This is a genomic window from Gordonia cholesterolivorans (genome assembly GCF_039531975.1).
Lineage (GTDB): Bacteria > Actinomycetota > Actinomycetes > Mycobacteriales > Mycobacteriaceae > Gordonia > Gordonia sihwensis.
The window spans coordinates 35717-58765 of sequence record NZ_BAAARB010000003.1 but is presented as its reverse complement, the minus strand read 5'-3'; the positions used below and the strand labels follow the sequence as shown (position 1 = coordinate 58765).

Annotated in this window: 17 protein-coding genes; 11 read left to right on the top strand and 6 right to left on the bottom strand. The window is 69.3% G+C overall.

What is annotated here, in order from left to right; translation table 11 throughout:
• The first annotated feature begins 18 nt into the window (after positions 1–18).
• Complete coding sequence (locus ABFX36_RS03620; RefSeq protein WP_346074956.1) at positions 19–324, top strand: hypothetical protein; 306 nt, start codon at positions 19–21, stop codon at positions 322–324.
• Between the two features lie 60 nt (positions 325–384).
• Positions 385–1227, top strand: a complete 843-nt coding sequence (locus tag ABFX36_RS03615; protein WP_346075158.1) for a TIGR02569 family protein — start codon at positions 385–387, stop codon at positions 1225–1227.
• Here the strand turns inward: ABFX36_RS03615 and ABFX36_RS03610 are convergent.
• Entirely contained in the window at positions 1224–1550 is a 327-nt protein-coding gene (locus ABFX36_RS03610; RefSeq protein ID WP_346074954.1) for an MGMT family protein, read from the bottom strand. The genes ABFX36_RS03615 and ABFX36_RS03610 overlap by 4 nt on opposite strands.
• Before the next feature lie 2 nt (positions 1551–1552).
• Entirely contained in the window at positions 1553–2362 is an 810-nt protein-coding gene (locus ABFX36_RS03605; protein ID WP_346074952.1) for an alpha/beta hydrolase, read from the bottom strand.
• A gap of 63 nt (positions 2363–2425) precedes the next feature.
• On the opposite strand from ABFX36_RS03605, the gene ABFX36_RS03600 reads away from it, so the two are divergent.
• The 7 genes from ABFX36_RS03600 (at position 2426) to ABFX36_RS03570 (ending at position 14306) form a co-directional block, all read left to right on the top strand.
• Positions 2426–5782 carry an ATP-dependent helicase gene (locus ABFX36_RS03600; protein WP_346074949.1) on the top strand — a complete coding sequence of 1119 codons (3357 nt, stop codon included), beginning with the start codon at positions 2426–2428 and terminating at the stop codon, positions 5780–5782.
• Entirely contained in the window at positions 5775–9152 is a 3378-nt protein-coding gene (locus tag ABFX36_RS03595) for an ATP-dependent helicase (protein WP_346074947.1), read from the top strand. Before ABFX36_RS03600 ends, ABFX36_RS03595 begins: the two co-directional genes overlap by 8 nt.
• A 96-nt stretch (positions 9153–9248) precedes the next feature.
• A complete protein-coding gene (locus ABFX36_RS03590) occupies positions 9249–10313 on the top strand; it encodes a potassium channel family protein (RefSeq protein ID WP_006895509.1) in 1065 nt (354 codons plus the stop codon).
• A complete protein-coding gene (gene nudC, locus ABFX36_RS03585; RefSeq protein ID WP_346074944.1) occupies positions 10313–11227 on the top strand; it encodes an NAD(+) diphosphatase in 915 nt (304 codons plus the stop codon). Before ABFX36_RS03590 ends, nudC begins: the two co-directional genes overlap by 1 nt.
• A gap of 45 nt (positions 11228–11272) precedes the next feature.
• Entirely contained in the window at positions 11273–11533 is a 261-nt protein-coding gene (locus tag ABFX36_RS03580) for a mycoredoxin (protein WP_006895507.1), read from the top strand.
• Between the two features lie 111 nt (positions 11534–11644).
• Positions 11645–13693, top strand: coding sequence for an ATP-dependent helicase (locus tag ABFX36_RS03575; RefSeq protein ID WP_346074941.1), 2049 nt, complete (start codon positions 11645–11647; stop codon positions 13691–13693).
• A 346-nt stretch (positions 13694–14039) separates the two neighbouring features.
• Positions 14040–14306, top strand: coding sequence for a WhiB family transcriptional regulator (locus ABFX36_RS03570; protein WP_006895505.1), 267 nt, complete (start codon positions 14040–14042; stop codon positions 14304–14306).
• Positions 14307–14321: 15 nt separating this feature from the next.
• Here ABFX36_RS03570 and ABFX36_RS03565 read toward each other — a convergent pair whose 3' ends face one another.
• The 3 genes from ABFX36_RS03565 to ABFX36_RS03555 form a co-directional block, all read right to left on the bottom strand.
• Positions 14322–15638 carry an ABC1 kinase family protein gene (locus ABFX36_RS03565; RefSeq protein ID WP_006895504.1) on the bottom strand — a complete coding sequence of 439 codons (1317 nt, stop codon included), beginning with the start codon at positions 15636–15638 and terminating at the stop codon, positions 14322–14324.
• A complete protein-coding gene (locus ABFX36_RS03560; RefSeq protein ID WP_006895503.1) occupies positions 15635–16549 on the bottom strand; it encodes a hypothetical protein in 915 nt (304 codons plus the stop codon). Before ABFX36_RS03560 ends, ABFX36_RS03565 begins: the two co-directional genes overlap by 4 nt.
• A gap of 69 nt (positions 16550–16618) precedes the next feature.
• Positions 16619–18064 carry a zinc-dependent metalloprotease gene (locus ABFX36_RS03555; RefSeq protein ID WP_045539002.1) on the bottom strand — a complete coding sequence of 482 codons (1446 nt, stop codon included), beginning with the start codon at positions 18062–18064 and terminating at the stop codon, positions 16619–16621.
• Positions 18065–18249: 185 nt separating this feature from the next.
• On the opposite strand from ABFX36_RS03555, the gene ABFX36_RS03550 reads away from it, so the two are divergent.
• Positions 18250–19290, top strand: coding sequence for a YlbL family protein (locus tag ABFX36_RS03550; RefSeq protein ID WP_346074936.1), 1041 nt, complete (start codon positions 18250–18252; stop codon positions 19288–19290).
• Between the two features lie 19 nt (positions 19291–19309).
• On the opposite strand, the gene ABFX36_RS03545 is transcribed toward ABFX36_RS03550, so the two are convergent.
• Positions 19310–19876, bottom strand: a complete 567-nt coding sequence (locus ABFX36_RS03545; protein WP_006895500.1) for a PPA1309 family protein — start codon at positions 19874–19876, stop codon at positions 19310–19312.
• A gap of 131 nt (positions 19877–20007) precedes the next feature.
• Between ABFX36_RS03545 and ABFX36_RS03540 the strand changes: the two genes are divergently transcribed.
• A complete protein-coding gene (locus ABFX36_RS03540) occupies positions 20008–22998 on the top strand; it encodes a UPF0182 family protein (protein WP_156479471.1) in 2991 nt (996 codons plus the stop codon).
• Positions 22999–23049 lie beyond the last annotated feature (51 nt).

Here is a 23049-nt window from a genome sequence, read left to right as displayed (position 1 = left end):
GCTGTCACAATCGGCGACATGACCAGGCGACCGAGAGCACTGCTGCCCGCCGCGTTCAACACGGCGGCGGTGGCTGCGGCCGGGGTGGCGACGGGCCTGATGGCTGCCGTCCCGCTGTGGTTCCTCATCCCGGTGCTCGTGCCCGGCCTCGACCCGCTGTGGACGTACATCGGGGCGTGCGTGCTGGTCGTGGCCGGGTCGGCGGCGGCGATCGCCGTTCGGCTGACCGGTACCGCGCGCATGCTGGCAATGGTCTTTCCGCTCGGCTTCGCTCTGGCGTGTGCGGTGCCGCCGGTGGTGAGCGAACTGGTGCAGAGCCTCTGACTGGACCGGTGTCGCTGCCCGGGAACGTCAGGCGTCCTGGGTAATCTGACGGACGTGACCATGATTGTCGAGCCGCCCGAACAGGTGTTGACCACGTTCGGCCTCACCGCGCATCCGCCCATCGCGATGGACGGCACCGGATGGCGCGTCGGCGAGGTGGTCCTGACGCTGGTTCCCGATCACGCGCGCGCCGCATGGTCGGCGACCGCGCGAGAGAACCTGTATGTCGAGGGAATGCGGATCGCGCGGCCCATCCGCGCCACCGACGGCCGTTACGTGGTGTCCGGCTGGCGGGCCGACACCTATGTCGCGGGCAGTCCCGAACCCCGGTACGACGAGGTCGTGGCGCTCGCTGACCGGCTGCACGCGGCGACGGCCAAACTCGAACGACCCCGCTTCATGCTGCAGCCGCCCGCGCCGCCGTTCAACGACGTCGACGTCTTCGTCGCGGCAGACAGGGCCGCCTGGGAGGACGTTCCGCTGCGGACGGCACGCGCCGCGGGAATGCCGGAGCCGACGAGCGAGGACGGGGAGCGCAGTCTCGCCGAACTGAAGATCCTCGGGAGTCTCCGCCGACCCGTCGACCTGCCGTCTCAAGTGGTGCACGGCGACCTCTTCGGCACGGTGTTGTTCGCAGGTGCCGCAGCGCCGGCGATCACGGACATCGTTCCGTACTGGCGTCCCGGGTCGTGGGCCGCGGCCGTGGTGGTCGTCGACGCGCTCGCATGGGGCGGTGCCGGCGAGGACCTGGTGGAGCGGTGGTCGAATCATCCCGAGTGGCCGCAGATGCTGCTGCGCGCGGTCATGTTCCGGCTCGCCGTCCACGGCATGCATCCGCGGTCGACCGCCGGTGCGCTGCCCGGACTTCTCAGGGTCGTCGACCTCGTCCGGATGATGGTTTAGTCCGGAACTCCCGTCGGTCCCGGACCGTCGGGGCGCATCCGGTGCGACTTCAGATCGATGCGGTCGTCGACGATTCGGATGCCTTCTTCGCGCAGTCGAGTCAATTGCCGCGCACGCAGGCCGGGCGATGGACGGCCGGAGGCCGGAACCACCCGATGCCACGGCAGGTCTGCCGAGTCGGTCCGCATGATCCACCCGACGATGCGCGGGCTGGACAGTCCCGCGGCGGCGGCGAGGTCGCCGTAGGTGCTCACCGCTCCGGGTGGGATGGCGGCGACGAGGGCCCGTACCGCCTCCACCTGATCCTCGGTGACCGCGGCCACGGCTACAGCAGGTCGCGCACCAGCGCGGCGCAGAAGTCGGGGACGAGGAACGGGATCATGTGCTCGGTGTCGACGCGGTGCACCGTCACCGTGTCCGCGCGCTCGGCGGCGCAGGCGGCGAGGAACTCCTGCCGGACGAAGGGCGGCTGCACCCGCTCGGCGACCACGACGTGCGTCGGGATGCCGGCGGGCGGGAGACGGAAGGCGCCGCTCATCTCGCTCCACGCGGTCGCGGCGGCCGGGGCCGACACTCGCCAGGCCACGCGTCCGCCGGCCGCCGGAACCAGATGTTCGGCGATCTCGGCGTCGAGCACGTCGGCGGGCACCGCACTCCAGCCCTCCATCCGCTTGGCGGCTCTGGCGTCGTCGGCGTCCTGGTAGCCCCAGTTCGCCATCGACGTCTCGGCGATGAACCGGGCCCGTTCGGGGTCGAGACCTTGGGCCGGATCGAGCAGGACGAGGCCGCGAAACGCATCCGGCCGGCGCTCGGCGAGGGCCAGGCTCACCGCGCATCCGAAGGAGTGGGCCACCGCGACGACTGCCTGCCCGACGGGGACATGAGCGTCGAGGGCCGCGCCGAGCGCATCGGCGTGTTCGATGATGCTCCACGGCGGCTCCCAAGGGCTGCGGCCGTGACCGAGCAGGTCGGGCGCCACCACCCGGGTGCCGGGCAGGTGGTCGGCGGCCATCTGCTCCCAGCGGCGCCCGTGCCCGGTGAGGCCGTGAACCGCCAGTACCGCAGGCGCGCCGGGATCGTCGGTACCGAACAGGTGCGTGTGCAGCGTGCGCGTCGGCGAGGCGGGTCCGGGCATGCCTCGACTCTAATGGGGACTTCCGCCACCGGGACTGTCGGAGGCGCGTGCTTCCATAGGTTCATGACCCGTCCCAGCACCCGACTCGTCGCCGCGCCCGCCCCGGCGGACGGCGTGCGGTCGTGGCCGGCGTCGGCGTCGGCGGTGATCGGGGGACGGCACCGCGCCGATCCCTCGCGGCCCTGGCGGCCCTGGCGCGTGCACGGCGGTCCGGGAACGGGCAAGACGTCGCTGATCGTCGACGCGGCGGTGGCGCGGCTGCTCGACCCGGAGGTACACCCGGAGTCGGTGCTGGTGCTGGCGGCGAATCGTCGGGCCGCCGGTGAGCTGCGGTCGGAGATCACCCGGCGTGTGCTCTCGGCAGGCGGGAGTCTGGGCGGGGCCCTGCGGGAGCCGCTGGTGCGGACGGTTCACTCGTACGCCTTCGCGGTGCTGCGGCTGCAGGCGTCGGCGCACGGCAATCCACCGCCGCGGCTGATCACCGGATCGGAGCAGGACGTCATCCTGCGCGAACTGCTCGCCGGCGATGTGGAGGACGGTGCCGAGTACTGGCCGGAATGGCTGCGACCGGCGCTGACGACCGACGGTTTCGCGCAGGCCCTGCGCGACCTGATGATGCGGGCCGCCGAACGCGGGTTGGGACCGGACGATCTCGCCGAGCTCGGACGCCGGCACAACCGGCCGGAGTGGGTGGCCGCGGGACATGCCTTCCGCCAGTACGAGGAGGGAATGCTGCTGCGCGGGGCGGTCGGGCTCGATGCACCCGAGGCGAGTGTGACCGCGGTCGACGCCGCCGAGCTGATCGGTTCCGCGCTGTCGGCGTTCGCCACCGACCCCGAGGTCCTCGCCGGACAGCGGCAGCGCATCCGTCATGTCCTGGTCGACGACGCCCAACACCTCGACCCCCAGGCTGCGTTCCTGGTGCGCTTGATCGGGACCGGCGCCGACTCGACGGTGGTCACGTCGGACACCGATCAGTCCGTGTTCGGGTTCCGCGGCGCGGATCCGGCGTTCGCGGACGGGCTCACCGAGGACGATCCGGAACGAGACGTGGAGTTGACGACCGACTACCGGGGTTCGCCCGCGGTGAACGCGGTCGGCCGCGCGCTCGCGCTGCGGCTTCCGGGGAGCCGGCCCCACGGCTATCCCGAACCGGCCGACCGAGGCGATGACGCGGCCCGCCGTGGACACGCCGACGTCCGGGTCTTCTCGTCCGCAGCGAAGGAAGCGACGGCGGTGGCGGACATGATGCGGCGCGCCCACCTCTTCGACGGGGTGCCGTGGTCGGAGATGGCGGTCGTGGTGCGGTCGGTGCCCAGAGCGCTGCCCGCGCTGCGGCGGGCGTTCTCCTCGGCGGGGGTGCCGATGGCCACGCCCGCCACCGACGTCCCGATCCATCGGCAACGTGCGGTCGTGGCGTTCATGTTGATTCTCCGGGTGGCTGGGGGCGGGCCGCCGCTGGACGCCGACGAGGTGGTGTCGTTGCTCACCGGACCGGTCGGATCCGCCGATCCGTCCGGTCTGCGTCGGCTCCGCAGGGGAATCCGGCGCATCGACGAAGCGCGCGGTCGAGATGCCGATTCGTTGAGCTCGCTCGCCGCGGCCCTGGGCGATGCCGACCTGATGGACGTCTATCTGGCCGGTCTCACGGACTTCGAGGCGATCGCTCTCAAGCAGGTGCGCAAGGCGGTGGACGCCGCGCGAGCGGCGGAGGCGGCAGGCGTCGGCGTGGAGGAGACTCTGTGGCGCGCCTGGCGGGCCAGCGGACTCGAGCGGAGGTGGACCGCGCAATCGCTGCGGGGCGGACGCGGCGGCGACCAAGCCGACCGGGACCTGGACGCGATGCTCGCCATGTTCGAGGCGGCGGGGACCTTCGCCGACAACCTTCCGGCTGCCGGGGTATTGGGCTTCGTCGATTACCTCGGCCAACTCCAGATCCCGCGCGAGTCGCGGATCGCGGTGTCGGGCACGGAGGCGGTCGCGGTGGTGTCGGCACACGCCGCGACCGGCCGCGAATGGGAGGTGGTCGCGGTGCCGGGTGTGCTCGACGGTCTGTGGCCGTCGCTGCGCAGCCGGGGCAGCGTGCTGGGGACACCCGCGTTGATCGACCTGTTGAGCGGAGTGGGCGCCGACGCCGTCGACACCATCGCGCGCGGTTCGGTGATGCTCGCAGACGAGCGGCGACTGCTGCTCGTGGCATGCAGCCGGGCACGGTCGCGGTTGCTGGTGACGGCGGTCGAGGACGGCAGCGGCGACGCATCGCCGTCGCGGTTCGTCCCCGAACTGGCCGACGCGGTCGGCGGCTACGGCGCCGACGCAGACGGCGGCGAAGACGCCGACGAGGAAGTGCCGATCGATCCCGGTGTCAGGCGCGTGCTGTCGCTGCCGTCGCTCGTCGCCGAACTGCGGGCGGTGGTGGTGTCCGGCGCGGATGCCGACGGCGGACCCGACGAGCGGACGCGAGTGGCGGCGGCGCTGCTCGCCGATCTGGCTCAGGCCGGGGTGCCGGGCGCGGCTCCGGCCGACTGGTTCGGTCTGATGGGACCGAGCACGCAGAAGCCTCTGTGGACGGCGGACGACGGTCCTCGCATTCTCTCGCCGTCCAACGTGGAGGCCTTGACCAAGTGCTCGCTTCGATGGGTGCTGGAGCGGCACGGCGGGCGTGACGGCGACGCCGAACAAGCGGTCACCGGAACTCTGGTGCACACGCTGGTGCAGGCGGTGGCGGGCGACATGGATCGCGCAGAGGTCACCGAGGCACTGCACGAGGTCTGGGGGAGGGTGTCGTCTCCCGCCCAGTGGTACAGCGCGCGCGAGTTGGAGCGGGCCGAAGGCATGCTCACCAACTTCCGCGACTGGCTGCGGCTGTCCCGGGCCGAGCTCACCGAGGCCGGTGTCGAGGTGGAGGTGGACGCCACGCTGCCCGCGGGCGTCGACGACGAGGGGAACGCGCTGCTGCCGGTGCGGTTGGTGGGCCGCATCGACCGGCTGGAGACCGACGGCTCGGGTCGGCCGGTGGTGGTCGACGTCAAGACCGGTAAGACGCCGATCCGCGCCGCCGATGCCGAGATCCACCCGCAGCTGGCGTCCTACCAGTTGGCGTTGAAGCTGGGAGGGGTCCGGGCGAGCGCAGCGACGGGGAATGACCGGGCGAGCGCAGCGACGGGGGTTGCCGCTGACCCCGGTGGCGGTCGGCTCGTGTACGTCGCGAATGCGAACAAGACCACCGGTGCGGCCGAGCGTGTGCAGCCGCCGCTGACGCCGGAGCAGGTGGAGGAGTGGATCACGGTGGTTCGGGAGGCCGCGCGGGCCAGCGTGGGACCGGTCTTCGCAGCGACGCCGAACAGCGGGTGCGGACACTGTTCGCTGTCGCAGTCGTGCCCCGCGCAGCTGCGGGGGAAGGCGGTCATCGATGACTGATTCGTTGGTCCGGGAAGAGAGGTCGAGGCGGGCGCCGAGGATCGGGGCGCGGTCGCTGGCATCCGCCTTGGGACTGCCGCCGCCGACCCCGGAACAGGTGGAGGTGATCGAGGCTCCGCTGGAGCCGATGCTCGTGGTGGCCGGCGCGGGTGCGGGAAAGACCGAGACCATGGCTTCCCGCGTGGTGTGGCTGGTGGCGAACCGGCTCGTGGGACCGGAGGAGGTGCTCGGCCTCACGTTCACCCGCAAGGCGGCGAGCGAGCTCGCCGCCCGAATCCGACGCCGGCTGTCGATGCTCGCGGGGAGCCCGGCTCTGCTCGAATGGGATCCGGGCGGCGAGTTGGCGAGCCGGTTGCGCAGCGCGGACGCGGAGGTGAGCACGTATCACGCTTATGCGGGCCGTCTCATCGCCGATTACGGGCTGCTGTTGCCCGTGGAACCCACGGCCACTCTCCTCAGCGAGACCGAACTGTGGCAGTTGGCGTTCTCGGTGGTCGCGTCGTGGCCGGGTGAGCTGAAGACCACGAAGGTTCCCGCGTCGGTAACGGAGGCGGTGTTGCGCCTCTATTCGGAGATGGCAGAGCATCTGGTCGGCGTCGACGATCTGCGGGCGGCGGGTACCGACCTGTATCGCTTGGTCGACACCCTCCCGAAGGGGCCGGGGCAGCGCGCCGAACCCAACAAGAAGCTCCGCGACATCCAGGCGGTCATCGACGAACGCCGGGAGTTGATTCCGCTGGTGTCGGCGCTCCGCGAGGCGATGGCGGCGCAGGGTGCGCTTGATTTCGGCAGTCAGATGTCGCTGGCCGCCCGACTGGTGTCGGAGCATCCCGAGGTCGTCGACGCCGAGCGCGCCGGTATCAAGGCGGTTCTGCTGGACGAGTACCAGGACACCGGCCACTCACAGCGGATTCTGCTGTCGGCGTTGTTCGGCGGGCATTCGGTCGGCGGCAGGCGGGCGATCGCGGTCACGGCCGTCGGCGATCCGATCCAGTCGATATACGGCTGGCGTGGTGCCTCGGCAGCCAACCTCCCGCGCTTCGCCCGCGACTTCCCGCGCCCGGACAGCAGGGACGCTCATCGCCGGGAGCTGCTGACCAGTTGGCGGAACTGCCGCGGCGCTCTCTACTTGGCGAATCGGACCTCGGAGGAGTTACGACGCCGAGGCGTGCCGGTGAGCGTCCTGCGAGCCCGTCCCGACGCGCCCGCGGGCACGGTTCGCCTCGCACTCACCGAGACCGTCGTCGAGGAGCGATCATGGATCGCCGACCGCATCGAGGACTACTACACGTCCGCTCAGCGGGACGGGGTCGCGCCGCCGACCACCGCGATCCTCGTGCGACGCAACGAGGATTCGGCGCCGCTCGCCGCGGAACTCGAACGGCGGGGCATCCCGGCCGAAGTGGTCGGCATCGGCGGACTGCTGCACGTTCCGGAGATCACCGACATCGTTGCGACGCTGCGACTGATGGCCGATCCGATGGCCGGCACCGCCGCGATGCGACTGCTCACCGGTGCACGATGGCAGCTGGGGGCGGCGGACCTCGCCGCACTGTGGCGCCGCGCGCGCGAGCTCGCCGCGGGCATCGGTGCGCCGACCACCGGTGCCGTCACCAGCCGAGAGGCGCTCGACGAGGCCCTGGACGCGGCGTTGCCGGGCGAGGCCGTCGACTCGGCGGGACTGTGCGATGCGCTCGCCGACCCGGGCGACGCCTCCCGCTACAGTGCGGCCGGATACGAACGGATCACGACCTTCGGCAGGCAGCTCGACGGATTGCGACGACGGATCGGCCAACCGCTGCCCGAGCTGGTGGCCGACGTCGAACAGACGATCGGCGTGGCGGTGGAGGCGCAGATCCGTGCGCGCCGGATGCGCGGCGAGGTCACCGGGCGTGAACACCTCGACGCCTTCGCCGAGTACGTGACCCACTACGCCGAGCGTCCGGGGGCGACTCTCCCCGGGTTGCTCGCCTTCCTCGACGCCGCCGAGACCGTCGAGAAGGGACTCGAAGCCGGGCAGGTGGAAGTGGCGCAGCAGCGGGTCCAGATCCTGACCGTGCATGCGGCGAAGGGCCTCGAATGGGATGTGGTGGCGCTGCCGCACGTGGCCGAGCGGATCTTCCCGAGTGGAAAGGCGGAGACCACCTGGCTCGGCTCGGCGCGGGAACTGCCCGCGGAGTTGCGCGGAGATCTCGCACGCGATGGTGACGAGGGCTTCCCGCCGCTCGACCTCACCGACGTCGGCGACCGCAAGGAACTCGAGGCGGCGATCGACGCGCATAAGGAGGCGATCGGCCGACGGCGGCTCGAAGAGGACCGTCGCCTGCTGTACGTCGCGCTCACCCGCGCCAAGCACACACTGCTCGTCTCCGCGCATCACTGGTCGGAATCGGGAGACAAGCCGCGCGGTGGTTCGGAGTTCTACACCGAGCTGGCCGAACTCGTCGCCGACGCCGCGGCCGGCCGTGCCTCCGACGAGGTGGAACCCTCGGGCTTGCACATCGACGTCGATGCGCCGCCGCCCGCACCGGATGCCGCCAACCCTCTCACCGAGCAACAGATCAGCGTCGCCTGGCCGGTGGACCTCCTCGGCGACCGGCGTGCTCCGATGATCGCGGCCGCCGAACTGGTCGACGCCGCCCGCGCCGAGCGGGCATTATTCGCCGTCGCCGATACCGAGCCGGCGGATGCGGACGCGCGCGAGTGGCAGCGCGAAGTGGCCGTCCTGCTCGAGGAACACGCGCGGGCGGGGGAGACGACGGTGGACGTGGAACTGCCGGGACACCTCTCGGTGAGTCAATTGGTGGAACTCGACTCCGACCAGGAGGCATTCGCGGCCCGTCTCCGGCGGCCCGTCCCGTATCGCCCCAACCCCATGGCACGACGCGGTACGGCGTTTCACGCCTGGGTCGAGCGCAGGTTCGGCGCCACGCGGCTGCTCGACGTCGACGAGCTTCCGGGAGCCGCCGACGCGACAGCCGGACCCGCCGAGGACGATCTGGATCTGTTGCGCAGCCGGTTCCTCGCCTCCGAGTGGGCCGACCGCACGCCGCTGGAGGTGGAGGTCGGCTTCGAGACGGTCATCGGATCGACGGTGGTCCGCGGGCGGATGGACGCGGTCTTCGCAGACGGCGACGGCGCGTTGATCGTCGACTGGAAGACCGGCGCCGTACCCGAGCCGGCGCGGCGCAAGCCACTGTTCGTTCAGTTGGCCGCCTACCGTGTCGCGTGGTCTCAGCTGTCGGGCATCCCCCTAGAGAAGGTGCGGGCGGCCTTCGTCTACGTGCGGCACGACTTCACTCTGGAACCGGCCGATCTCCCCGGCCCCGATGAACTCGCGCGGATCCTCGCCGACCCGGGCGCATCGTGACCGCTGCCATCGTGACCGCTGACCGTCGGCGGTCCGGTCCATGCAGTAGCCTCCCATGCGTGATGTCACAGTCGGCGCGGGCGAGGTGGAGTTCCCGTGCGTGAGCGGTTACGGCGGCGCCGCGGCGGCGGCCTGGTGGACGAGCCGGACTACGCGCTCGTCGGCGTCGTCCGGATCCCGGAGCATGAGAAGAGCCCGGCGCGGGCGATCGGCAGGCGCGTGGCGTGGGCTTTGACCGCGCTGCTCGTCTGCTCGGTGGTGGTCTATCTGGATCGCGACGGATACCACGACGCCCGTGACGTCCCGATGAGCTATATCGACGCGCTGTACTATTCGGCGGTCACCCTGTCGACCACCGGTTACGGCGACGTCACTCCGATCACCGAGTCGGCACGACTGGTCAACATCGTCTTCATCACCCCGCTGCGCGTGCTGTTCCTGATCGTGCTGATCGGTACGACCCTCGAAGTCCTGACCGAGCGTTCGCGGCAGGCGATCAAGATTCAGAGCTGGAGGAATCGGGTGCGCAACCACACCATCGTCATCGGCTACGGCACCAAGGGGCGCACCGCGATCGACGCGGTGATCGCCGACGGCGTCAAGCCCGCCGAGATCGTCGTGGTCGACAAGGACCCGAACGCGCTCGAATCGGCGAGTGCTCACGGTCTGGTCACCGTCCGCGGCGACGCCACCAAGTCCGACGTGCTGCGGCTCGCCGGCGTCCAGCACGCCTCCGCGATCGTGGTGGCCGCCAACCGAGACGACACCGCGGTGCTGGCGACGCTGACCGCACGCGAGATCAATCCGCGCGCCAAGATCGTCGCGTCGATCAACGAGGCCGAGAACACCCACCTGATGCGGCAGTCGGGCGCCGACTCCGTCGTGGTCTCGTCGGAGACCGCCGGTCGTCTCCTCGGCATCGCCACCATCACCCCGTCCGTGGTGGAGGTGGTGGAGGATCTGCTCAGCCCAGAAGAGGGTTATGCGATCGCCGAGCGTGAGGTGGAACCGTCGGAGACCGGCGGTTCACCGGCGCACACCAAGGATCTGGTCCTCGGTGTGGTGCGCGACGGCAAGCTGTACCGGGTCGGAGACGAACGCGTCGAGGAGATCGAGGTCGGCGACCGACTGCTGTACGTCCGCCAGGGCGGATCGGTCTGATGGCCTCGTTCGAGCTCGTCGAACCGCCGCTGCTGTCGCGGGCGGAGATCGACCGCGCCGACCAGGTGCGCAAAGACCCGGAGCGTCTCGCTGCGGGATGGGCGCAGGCGCGCGTCCTGCCGGTGGACCACCGCGGCCGCTATCCGGTCACCGACCGCGGCGCGCTGCGATGGGCGCGGGCCGCGGATTACGGTGCTGAACCGGTCGCGGGAGCGGTCTTCCTGGGGGTGGCGGACTGCGATCTGTGGGCCGTTCGGGTGGATGAGGTTCACGAGCCGGTGGCCGATCCGCGAACAGGCGCCCATCTGCTCTCCGCCGACGAGGCGGGACTGCTGGCGACAGCGCTGGGGGTGCTGAACTGGCACCGCACCGCGCAGTTCTCGCCGGTCGACGGCCGCCCGCTCGATCTCGTGCAGGGCGGTTGGCTGCGCCGCGACGGCGGTTCGGGTGCCGAGGAGTATCCGCGCACGGACCCGGCGGTGATCATGCTCGTGCACGACGGAGCCGACCGTGTCCTTCTCGGCCGGCAGGCCGTGTGGCCCGACCGTTGGTTCTCCACGCTGGCGGGTTTCGTCGAGCCGGGAGAGTCGCTGGAGCAGTGCGTTCGGCGCGAGGTGTTCGAGGAGGCGGGGATCCGGGTCCACTCGCCGCAATACCTGGGCTCGCAGCCGTGGCCGTTCCCGAGGTCGCTGATGCTGGGTTTCGAGGCGCTCGGCGACCCCGCCGAACCGCTGACCTTCCGCGACGGCGAGTTGGGCGACGCGAAGTGGTTCCACCGGGACGAGGTGCTCGAGGCGCTGGCGCGCGAAGACGACTGGGGCGCCGACAACCCCGGCTCGCGGCTGATGCTGCCGGGATCGGTATCGATCGCACGGAGCCTCATCACCGGTTGGGCTCGGGCACCGAGGCGCTGATACCCCGCGCCTCCGACGACTCCCGGAATGTGCTGAGATTGCGGCATGAGTGATGCGGCAGCGAACCCGGAACTGACTCTGTACACCACCTCCTGGTGTCCGTTCTGCAACCGGCTGAAGGCCGGTCTGGAACGCAACGGCGTGGAGTGGACCGAGATCGACATCGAGGCCGACCCGGACGCCGCCGAGTTCGTCGGCAGCGTCAACGGCGGCAACCACGTCGTTCCGACCGCTCTCTACGCCGACGGGTCTACGGCGACCAACCCGTCCGTCGGCGAGGTGATGAGCAGGCTCGGCAGGCTGTAGGACGGCCCAGCGCGGGGGCTCGGGCCGCCGGCCGGGCTCCCACGACACCGAGGAACCGGCTCTGAACTGCGGAGACGAGCAGTGTCGCAGGGGCATGAGAACGTAGTAGGCATGACAGTGATCGGGCATCCAGCGGCGGAAGGCGGAGTCACCTCAGGCCTTGATCCAGAACAGCTCGAAGCGGTTCTCGCGCCCCGAGGACCCGTCTGCGTGCTCGCCGGCGCGGGTACCGGTAAGACGCGCACCATCACCCGCCGGATAGCGCATCTGGTCGACTCCGGTCAGGTGAACCCCGAGCAGGTGCTGGCCGTCACGTTCACCGCGCGAGCGGCCGCGGAGATGAGGGAACGGCTGGAGTCGCTCGGCGTCGCCGGACCCGGCAACCGGATCGCCGCCCAGACCTTCCACGCCGCCGCCATGCGCCAGCTCCGCTACTTCTGGCCGATGGCGATGGGCGACATGCGCTGGGAACTGCTGGAGCACAAGTTCCGGATGGTCGGTAGAGTCTCGCGCGAATTGGGCCTCGACGTCGCCGACCGCGATCTGCTGCGGGATCTGGCGTCGGAGATCGAATGGGCGAAGTCGTCGGGTCTGGGTCCGGGGCAGTATGCGGAGGCGGCGCGACGTACCCACCGCGACCTTCCGGCCGACCCTGCGACGGTCGCGCAGGTGTTCTCCGCGTATGAGGCGGCCAAAGTCGCGCCGAACGGCGACCGACTGCTCGATTTCGAGGATCTGCTCACCTTCACCACCACGATCCTGCGGTCGGACCCGTCGATCGCAGAAGAGTTCCGGTCCCGCTACCGCAGCTTCGTGGTGGACGAATACCAGGACGTCACTCCCATCCAGCAGGACCTGCTCGACGCATGGCTCGGCGGACGCGACGACCTCACCGTCGTCGGCGACGCGAATCAGACCATCTACAGTTTCACCGGCGCGACGCCGACGTACCTGCTCGACTTCACCCGCCGGTACCCGGAGGCCACGCTGGTGCGACTGCAGCGCGACTACCGCTCCACTCCGGAGGTGGTGAGTCTGGCGAACGCGGTCATCGGCAAGGCCCGCGGCCGCATCGCGGGCACGCGGCTCAAACTCGTGGGCCAACGGCCGTCGGGACCGGAACCGGTCTTCGCCGGATTCGACGACGAGATCTCCGAAGTGGTCGGAGTGGTGGCGAAGATCCGGTCGTTGATCCGCACCGGTGTCCCGGCCTCGGAGATCGCGGTGCTCTACCGGGTCAACGCTCAGTCCGAGGCCTACGAGGAGGCGCTGTCGGAGGCGGGGATCGACTACCAGGTCCGCGGCGCGCAGAGCTTCTTCGAGCGGCCCGAGATCGTGGCGGGGATGCGGCGCCTGACGTCTCTGGCGGCGGGGGCCGCATCCCCGCCGATGGCGCCGGTGGACGCCGTGCGGCATGCGCTGCACTCCGTCGGGCTCACCGAGTCCGAGCCGAAGGGCGCCAACGCGCGTGCGCGATGGCAACAGCTGCTGCGTCTGATGGAGATCGTGGAGTCGATCGCCGGGGAGTCACCAGAACTGGACTTCGCCGGACTGGTGGCAAGGCTCGAAGAGCGGTCGCGGATGCGACACGCGCCGGTCGGTGCGGGCGTCACGCTGTCGTCGATGCACGCGGCCAAGGGCCTCGAATGGGATGCGGTGTTCCTGACCGGACTGCATGAGGGATCGATGCCGCTCGGGCGTGCGTCCAAGACCACCGAAGAGGTCGAAGAGGAGCGCAGGCTCTTCTATGTGGGTGTCACGCGGGCACGTGAACACCTCCACCTGTCGTGGAGTCTTTCGAGAGGCGAGGGGCGGGGCGCCAAGCGTCGGCGTTCCCGATTCCTCGAGGCACTGGTGCCGAATCCGGCCGCCGACCTCGATCCGCTGCCCGAGCGCCGCGACCCCGATCCCGACGTCCTCGCCGCGCTGACCGCCTGGCGCAAGGACTTCGCCGAGTCCGAGGGTATCTCGGCGGTCAACGTGATGAGCGTGTCGATGATCCGCTCGATCGCCACTGCGGTGCCGACTTCGATCGACGAGCTGGCGAAGGTGCGCGGCTTCGGAGCGGAGCGGGCAGACGTGATCGGGGCGCGGATCCTTGACGTGATCGATGCCGCCCTCCCCGGGCGCCGACGCGGCGAAACCGCAGGTAGAAAATAAGTTGTGCGCCGTTGGCGGCGCGCATACAGTACAGAAGTACATCACGCGGTGCGGAGATCCTCTGTGCCGTCCGGAGCCGCACGAGAGAAGGGAATCGACCAGTGAACTGGCAGACAGTACATCTCGCTGCAGCGGCAGCGCCCATGGCGCGAGCGCGCCGGCGATTCCCAGTGGCCCCCGTGGACGGCGATCCGACGTCCTACCGAATGTCTCACTCCTAGAGACCAGCGGAACCTTCGAGGCCACGGCGAATCGCGATAGCGAACCCCGTGGCCTTTCTCATCGCACCACCACGAGTAGGCCCGGGTTCATCAGACCAGCATCTGCGAACGAAAGCCGACCTACTTTGTCTACCTTGACCATTCCCCGAATAGAACTGCCCTGCCAGTCCACCGACTACGACGCCGACCTGTGGTTCGCCGACCGACCGGACCTCCTGGAGGAGGCGAAGAGCCTGTGCCGACAATGCCCACTGCGGACCCAATGCCTCGAGAGCGCGATGGAGCGCGAAGAGCCGTGGGGAGTCTGGGGTGGGGAGATCTTCGAGCGCGGTGTCGTCATCGCGCGGAAGCGGCCCCGTGGCCGTCCGCGGAAGAACGCGGCCGTCGCATGATCGTCGCGTTGCCGCTCAGCTCGCGAGGCCGGGCACCCATTCGTTCAGAATCGCGCGATACGGTGCCTCCGCGTCGAGTTGAGCGGCGATCCCGACACATCCGATGAGGACACGGAAGACCATCACGTACTCGCGTGGAACATTCAGATTCCGCGACGTCTTGTAGACGTCGCCGTTGATGTCGGTGGCCATCCCCGCCGCGCGCTGCAGCCACTTGCGCGTGAAATGGAAGGTGTCGCTGTACAGCGGATCCACGTACGGCTGCAGGTAGTTGGCGAGGTCCTCCGGGCTCACGCGGTCGGCGTGCGAAGCCTGAATGAAGTTGGCGGCCACCATTTCCTCGCGCAGTTCGTCGTACCGCCTGTCACGCGCGAGGGCCAGAATCGGGCCCGTGTTCGCAGGCAGCCCGTCCGGGTAGTGCCCGACGGCACCGAAATCGAGGATCCCGAAACGCCCGTCGTCGAGAACGTAGAAGTTTCCGGGGTGCGGATCACCGTGCAGCATTCCCACACGCGCAGGCGAGCTGATCTCAAAGGTCGTCATCTTGGTGGCGGCGTCGTTGCGCTGCTCCTGCGTGCCCTCGACGATCAGCTTCGACAGCCGGGTGCCGTCGATCCACTCCGAGACCACGACCTTCGGCGCACTCGCCACCACCTTCGGAACCAGGAAATCCGGATCGCCGTCGAAGGCGCGGGCGAACGCCCGCTGGTTGTCGGCTTCGGTGATGTAGTCGAGTTCGTCCTCGGTCCGGTCGATGAGCTCGTCCACCATCGCCTTGACGTCAGTGCCGGGCGAGAGCTTCTGAATCAGTCCCGACATGCGGCTCAGGGTCTTCAGATCGGCCTTCAGGGCATGGTCGGCGCCCGGATACTGGACCTTCACCGCGACCTCGCGGCCATCGGACCACACGGCCTTGTGAACCTGGCCGATGCTGGCGGAGGCGGCGGGCTCGTCGCTGAACTCGCGGAATCGTTCGGGCCAGCGGGTGCCGAGCTGCTGATCGAGCACCTTGTGCACGGATTTGGCGGGAAGCGGCGGCGCTTCCGCCTGCAGCTTGGTCAGCGCTTCCCGGAAGGGCTCACCGAATTCGTCGGGGATCGCGGCCTCCATGATCGAGAGCGCCTGTCCCACCTTCATGGCCCCGCCCTTGAGTTCCCCCAGGACCGCGAACAATTGCTCGGCGGTCTTGTTCATCAACTCGGCGTTGACTTCTTCTCGGCTCTTGCCCGCGATCCGCTTGCCGAACCCGGCGGCAGCGCGCCCGGCCATGCCCAGGGGGAGTGCGGCCAGTTTCGCGTTGCGACGACCCTGGCCGCGTGTGATCTCGCTCAATGGTGTCCTTTCGCCGCGTGATCGAGGATAGTGGAAACCGTTTCGCCCGGTGCACCGCCGCATCGCACGAAGCATTCGCAGCGCGGATGCACCGGTGCCGGGGCGAGCGTCATCCCGCACGGCAGCGGCCGGAACTCGAGCCGCTTTCCGGCCACCGCCGGCGGCGCCGGATCCGCGGCTCGCAGTGCCGCGCCGATCTCGCCGATCTGCGCGTGCGCCATCGCCACCGTCGCCAGACGGGTCGCGGTCCCGCCGGCGCCGGCGACCCCCTGCAGGGTGGCGGCGAGCACCGGCCATCCGGGATCGACGTCGGTGCGGTGCAGCTCGAGGCACCGCAGGCAGCTGGTGGCTCCCGGCAGCACCAGCGGCCCGACGACCCCCACGTCGTCGTGGATGTGCACCGCGAGGTGGGGGATCCGCGCAGACATCAGCGGCTCGTACACGGCCGGGTCGGGAACCGGCTGGTCGGCGAGAACCACCAGCTGCGGCCGGGGCCCGGGACCGCCGAGCGGACCGCGCGGATCGCAGACCTCGGTCCGGTGTCCGTCGAGCGGCAACCCGGACAGCAGCAGCCTGGCGATTTCGCCGTGACCGACGATGCCGATGGCGAGGCGTGCGGATGCAACAGTTTCGGACTCCACCGCCTTGCCCGCGGCGACCAGCCGGTCGAGCATCTCCCAGAACCTCGACGCCGAGAGACCAGACGACCGCAGATCACGGCGCAGATGGCGGTAGCGCTGCGGCGTCCGGAGGCGTTGCAGAAGCGCCGCGACCGCAGCCGTCGACACTCCGCGACCGAGTTCCACCGTGAGCGCGGTCAGCGGGTCGGAGCCGATGTGCAGCCGGCCGTCGGGGCGGATGAGGACCGGTGTGCCGGACGTGAGAACCGGGAGCGCGTCGCGTGCGGGCATGACGACCACGCTGGCAGCGCAGCCGGTTCTCGGCGAACCCGAATTCCACAGGTTCGACGAGCTCTGGAATCAGCGCTGGTCGGAACCCTCGCCGTCGCCGCCGGAAGCTCGGCCGTCGTCGCCTGGCTCGGCGTCACCGTCGCCGCTCTCGGCAGTGAACTGGCGCTCCAACTCGGCGATGGCGTCGTCGATACCGGAGACGTCGCCTCCGACGATTCGGTCGATGAAACCCGCCGGATTGTCGAGGTCGTCGGCGTCGGGAAGCAGGTCCGGATGGCCCCACACACCGTCGCGCGTCGCGATGTCCGACGCCTCGGTGAGCGCCCGCCACAGGGCGGCCGCCTCACGCAGTTTGCGCGGACGCAGATCCAGACCGATCAACGTCGCGAAGGTCTGCTCGGCGGGACCGCCGGACGCGCGGCGCCTGCGCATCGTCTCACTGAGCGCGGCCGTGCTCGGAATCCGGTCTCCGAGCGCATTCGACACCACCAGCTCCACCCAGCCCTCGACGAGTGCGAGCAGCGTCTCCAGACGGCTGAGCGCCGCCTGCTGCGCCGGGGTCGTCTCCGGTTCGAATGAGGCGGCCGAACCCATCAACTCCTCGAGCTTGCCCGGATTGGAGAACAACTCCTGCGGGTCGATCTCCGTCGCCAGATTCTGCAGTCCGCCGAGGTCGATGCGGATGCCGCGGGCGTACTCCTCCACGGTCGCCAGCAATCGCTGCTTGAGCCACGGAACGTGCGCGAACAATCGCACGTGCGCGGCTTCCCGCGCCGCGAGGAAGACGACGATCTCCTGCGCGGGCAGATCGAGTCCCTCGGCGAATCGCGCGATCGCCTCGGGAAGCAGCACCCCGAGACCGTCCGGCGCCAAGGGCAGGCCGATGTCGGTGGAGGTCAATACGCCCCCGGCCAACTGCCCCAGTCCCTGACCCAGCTGGGTCCCGTACATCGTGCCGCTGAGCTGGCCGATCATCGCCATCATCGGGCCGGCGAAAGCCTTCGCCTCCTCGGGCAGACCGGCGTCCATCGTCTTCGACATCTGCTCGGCGATCGGATCGCACAGCGTCCGCCACGTCGGCAGCGTGTTCTCCAGCCAGTCCACGGGCGTCCACGCCGCCGTCGAACGGATCCCCGCGGGCATCGCGGTCTGCTCATCGAGCCAGACCTCCGCCAGCCGGACCGCGTCCGCCACCGCCTGGTGCTCCTTCTCGAGCATCGGAGTGAACGAGCCGATCTGCCTGCGCGCCAGGTTCGCGGCCACGTCGTAGTTGACGGGACCGGAGCCGCCGCCGGCCATGCCCGCGCCCATGCCGCTGAACATGTTCCCGAGTTGACTGAACAACTGACCCAGCTGCGAGGGATCGACCGCGCCGCCTTCGCCCAGCGGGAATCCGAAGGGGTTCGACGGGTCGCCGCCCGGCGTGCCGCCGCCGCTCTGGCCACCGTTGTTCTTGTCCGGGTCGTTCTTGTCCCGGTCGTTCGACGACGAGAACCCGAAGGGCAGATCATTCATACCTTCAACGGTACCGGGCCGAAGCTCGGCACATCTCCCGTCGCTGCGCTCGCCTGTGTGATCTCCCGTCGCTTCGCTCGCCTGTGTCATCTCCCGTCGCTTCGCTCGCCCGGCACATCTCCCGGCGCTGCGCTCGCCCGGTCACCTGCGGGCTCCGCGAATCGGGCTGCATTACCCTGGGCCGGGTGACCATCAAGCCCGCCCATCGCCGTATCGCCACGATCACCGTCGGCGTGGTAGTCCTCCTGGCGTTCGTCATCGCAGGCATGACGCTTCGGGTGCCGTATGTGGCGCTCGGGCCCGGCCCGACGGTCAACACGCTCGGCGACGTGGAGGGCAAGCCCGTCGTCGAAGTGACCGGAGCGGTGGACCCGGACCCGAAGGGCAATCTCAACCTCACCACGGTCTCGCTCCGCGACGGACTCTCGCTGTTCCAGGCGCTCGGAATGTGGGCCTCGGGTACGTACGAACTGCAGCCGCGTGAGCTGTACTACCCGCCCGACCAAACGGTGGAACAGGTGCAGCAGCAGAACACCGAGCAGATGAGCGGCTCGGAGACCAACGCGACGATGGCCTCGCTGAACTACCTGCACAAGCCGGTCGCGATCGGCGTCGGCGCCGTCGCGAGCAAGGGGCCGGCCGATGGCAAGCTCGCTCCGCGCGACCGCATCCTCACCCTCGACGGCGTCGCGATCGACGGGCCCAAGGCACTCGCCGACGTCCTCGCCCGGCACAAGCCCGGCGACGAGGTGGAACTGACGGTCCAGCGCGGACCGCAGCGACTGACCCAACAAGTCAAGCTCGGGGCCCGCCCGGACGATCCCGCCAAGGCCTTCCTCGGGGTGACGCCGCAGATGATGGCAGCGGACCCGAATATCAACATCGTGTTCAACGTCGGCGACATCGGCGGACCGTCGGCAGGTCTGATGCTGACCCTCTCGGTGATCGACCACCTGACGCCCGGCGACCTCTCACACGGTCAGTTCGTCGCGGGCACCGGCACCATCGACCCGAACGGCAAGGTCGGCACCATCGGCGGCATCCCGCACAAGATCAAGGCGGCCCGAGACGCCGGAGCGACGGTGTTCCTGGTTCCGGCCGGCAACTGCGATGCCGCGAAGTCCGATGCGCCCGACGGCATCGAACTGGTCAAGGTCGACACGCTGACCGACGCGGTGAACGCGCTCGACACCCTCGGCACCGACAAGGCCCGCCCGCACTGCTGAATCGGCACTGCTGAATCGGTCAGCCGTGCAGAGTCTCGGCGAGAGCGTCGAGCAGATTCGGTGCGATGTCCGGGTGAGTCTGCAGATCCCCCGACTGCTGCTCGCCCTCTCGGAGCGCGAGCAGCGCCACCCGCTGCCCGGTGCGGAGCACCCCCGCCGCGAGCCGTGCCGTCTTCCGCTCGGGATGGCTGTGAGCGGCTCGCCGCGCCGCCTCGTCGGCGGCGTCGGGATCGGCCAGCAGCGGTTCCAGCGCCGCGTCGAGATCGGCCTCGGCGTCGGGCGGCAGCAGGGTGATCTCGGTGACGACCGCCGAGCCCACCACTTGCTCCGGCCACGCGACGGTGGTCAGCAGCTCTTCGAGGTCGGCGGTGCTGGTCTCCTGCACCACCGGGCTCAGAGCGGAGTCGTCGCCGGGATCGACGAGGCCCGGCGCCTGGGACGCGAGCACCGCGGTCGGTACCAGGGCGAACAGTGTCGGCGCCGAGCCCCAGGGCAAGTCGGAGGCGTAGGCGAGGCACTGGGCGAGGGCATTGCCGAGATCGGCTTGGGAGAAGCCGGCGCCTGCGGAATCATCGGAAGACGTCACGCGCCCATTGTGCAGCCTGGACGGTTGCGGCGGAGAACGGAGCCGACTCGGGCGAATCGGTAAGCTGGTCGGCATTGCTGTCGCACGCGCGCGAGCAGAGACGAATCAGGGAGCTTATACAAGTGGTGAGCATGACCGGATCGGGCGGACGGCCGACGTTGTCCCGGAGGGCGAAGATCCTGATCGGGATCGGTGTCGGACTGCTGATCCTGCTGTTGGTGGGTCCGCGAGTGGTCTCACTGATCACCGACTGGCTCTGGTACTCCGACCTCGGGTACTCCGAGGTGATGTCCACCATGCTCACGACGCGTCTGGTGACCTTCCTGGTGGTCGCGGTCGTGGTCTCGGCGATCGTCTTCGGCGGCATCTTCGCGGCCTACCGTGCACGTCCGGACTTCGTGATGCTGGCGAGCCCCACCGACCCGCTGGCGCGCTACCGGACGGCGGTGGGCATGCGGCCCAAGCTGTCGGTTCTGGTGCCGTCGGTGTTCATCGGCATCGTGGCGGGTCTCATCGCCCAGGGCTCCTGGGCCACGGTTCAGATGTTCATCAATCGCGAACCCTTCGGGATCAAGGATCCTCAGTTCGGCCTCGACATCGGGTTCTACTCGTTCTCGCTGCCGTTCTTCCGGATGATGCTCGACATCATCTTCATCTCGCTCGTCATCGCGTTCATCGGGAACCTGATCACGCACTACGTCTTCGGCGGACTGCGGCTCGGCGGCGGCGGACGTCGCGGATCGTTGACGCGGGCGGCACGCATCCAGTTGGCCGTGATCGCCGGACTGTTCATGATCGCGAAGGCCATCGGTTACTGGTTCGACCGATACGACCTGCTCAGCAGTGACCGGCGCGGCGACATCTTCACCGGCGCCACCTACACCGACATCAACTACGTGCTGCCGTCGAAGCTGATCCTGATGGCGATCGCGATCGTCTGCGCCATCGCATTCTTCGCCGCGATCGCCCTGCGCGACCTGCGCATCCCGGCGCTGGCCGCGGTGCTGATGCTGCTCTCGGCGCTGGTGATCGGCGTCGCGTGGCCGGCGGCGATGGAACAGTTCGCCGTCAAGCCCAGCGCCGACACGAAGGAAGCCGAGTACATCGAACGCAACATCGCGGCGACCACCGAGGCCTACCGGATCCGCAACGGCAAGGACGTCGTCTACGACAACGACTGGGCGCGCAGTCCGGCGAATCCGGCCACCGTCAACTCCGACGCGGCGACGCTCTCGAACATCCGCATCCTCGACCCGGCGGTGATGTCGACCGCGTTCTCGCAGCGGCAGGCGCTCAAGAACGTCTACGGCTTCCCCTCGCAGTTGGCGGTGGACCGCTACCCGGTCACCCAGGACGGCGAGACCCAGCAGCGCGACTTCATCGTCGCCGCGCGCGAACTCGATCCGTCGCGCCTGAGCGGCAACCAGAACAACTGGCTCAACAAGCACACCGTGTTCACTCACGGCAACGGGTTCATCGCCGCGCAGGCCAACAAGGTCGACGAGGCACCCAACGGCGACACCAATTCCGACTCCGGCGGACTCCCGGTGTTCCTGGTCTCCGACGTCAACACGGTGAATACACCCGAGTACAAGGCGACCGCACCGATCAAAGTTCGTGAGCCGCGCATCTACTTCGGCGAGATGATCGCGAAGGTGAACCCCGACTACGCCATCGTGGGTACGGGCGGCTCGGACGAGGGCCGCGAGTACGACGGGGACAACGAGAACTACCGCTACCGCGCCGATTCCGGCGTTCCCCTCAGCAACTGGGGTACGCGTCTGCTGTACGCGCTCAAGTACGGCGAGCGCAACTTCATCCTGTCCAGCGCGGTCGGCGACCAGTCGCGGATCCTGTACGACCGCGATCCGCGCGACCGGGTCAAGAAGGTGGCGCCGTGGCTGACCACCGACTCCAAGACCTACCCTGCGGTCATGGCCGACGGCTCGATCAAGTGGATCGTCGACGGCTACACGACCCTCGACAACTATCCCTACGCGCAGCGCATGGCCTTGCAGGCGGCGACGGCCGACTCCCGTCAGTCCGACGCCGGGCCGACCGGGCGCGCTCAGCCCGACCGCGAGGTCTCGTATGTGCGCAACTCGGTGAAGGCAACCGTCGACGCCTACACCGGCAAGGTCGAGCTGTACCAGTCCGATGACACCGATCCGGTGCTCAAGACATGGATGAAGGCGTTCCCCGGCACGGTCAAGCCCAAGTCGGAACTCGACAAGCGGCCCGACCTGCGCGCCCACCTGCGTTACCCGGAGGACATCTTCAAGCTGCAGCGCGAGCTGCTCACGAAGTACCACGTCAACGACGGCACCACGTTCTTCAAGTCGAGCAACTTCTGGACCGTTCCCGCGGACCCGACCGTCGACAAGAGCACCGCTCCGCAGCCGCCGTACTACTTCACCGCGTCGGCGCCGGGCAACGAGGCGCTCTCGCAGTTCCAGCTGACATCGGTGATGACCGCGCTCGCGCGGCCGAACCTCGCGGCGTACATGACGGCGGCATCCGACCCGGACGGATACGGCAAGATCACGGTCAAGACGTTGCCGACCACGACCCAGTCGGTGGGTCCGCAGCAGGCGACCGAGGCGATGAAGAACAGCCCGTCGAGCACCCGTGACCGTCAGCTCGTGGAGAACTCCAGCCTGGTGACCTACGGAAATCTGCTCGCACTGCCTGTCGGCGACAACGGAATCCTCTACGTGCAGCCGATGTACAACCAGGCCAAGACCGGGGACTCGGCGATCCCGAAGCTCTACCGCGTACTCACGTACTACAACGCGGCGGCGGGCAAGGAGAAGGCGAACGCCGGCTATGCGCCGACCGTGGCCGAGGCACTCCGCCAGGTCGGCATCGATCCGAGTGCGGCGACGGAGCCGGAGATCGAGGGAGGGTCGAGCACGCCTGCGCCGCAGAAGCCCGCGCCGAACACCCAGCAGCCGTCGAGTAGCGGCGGCGACGACGCCGCGCGCGACGCGGTGGTGAAGGAGCTCGGCGAGGCGCTCGAGGAGATGCGCAAGGCGCAGTCGAGCGGCGACTTCAAGGCCTACGGCGACGCCCTCGACCGGCTCAACAAGGCCGTCAATCAGTACGAGGCCCTCGGCAACTGAGCCGCGCATATTCGCAGGAATGCCGGCCGATCGGGAATCCGATCGGCCGGC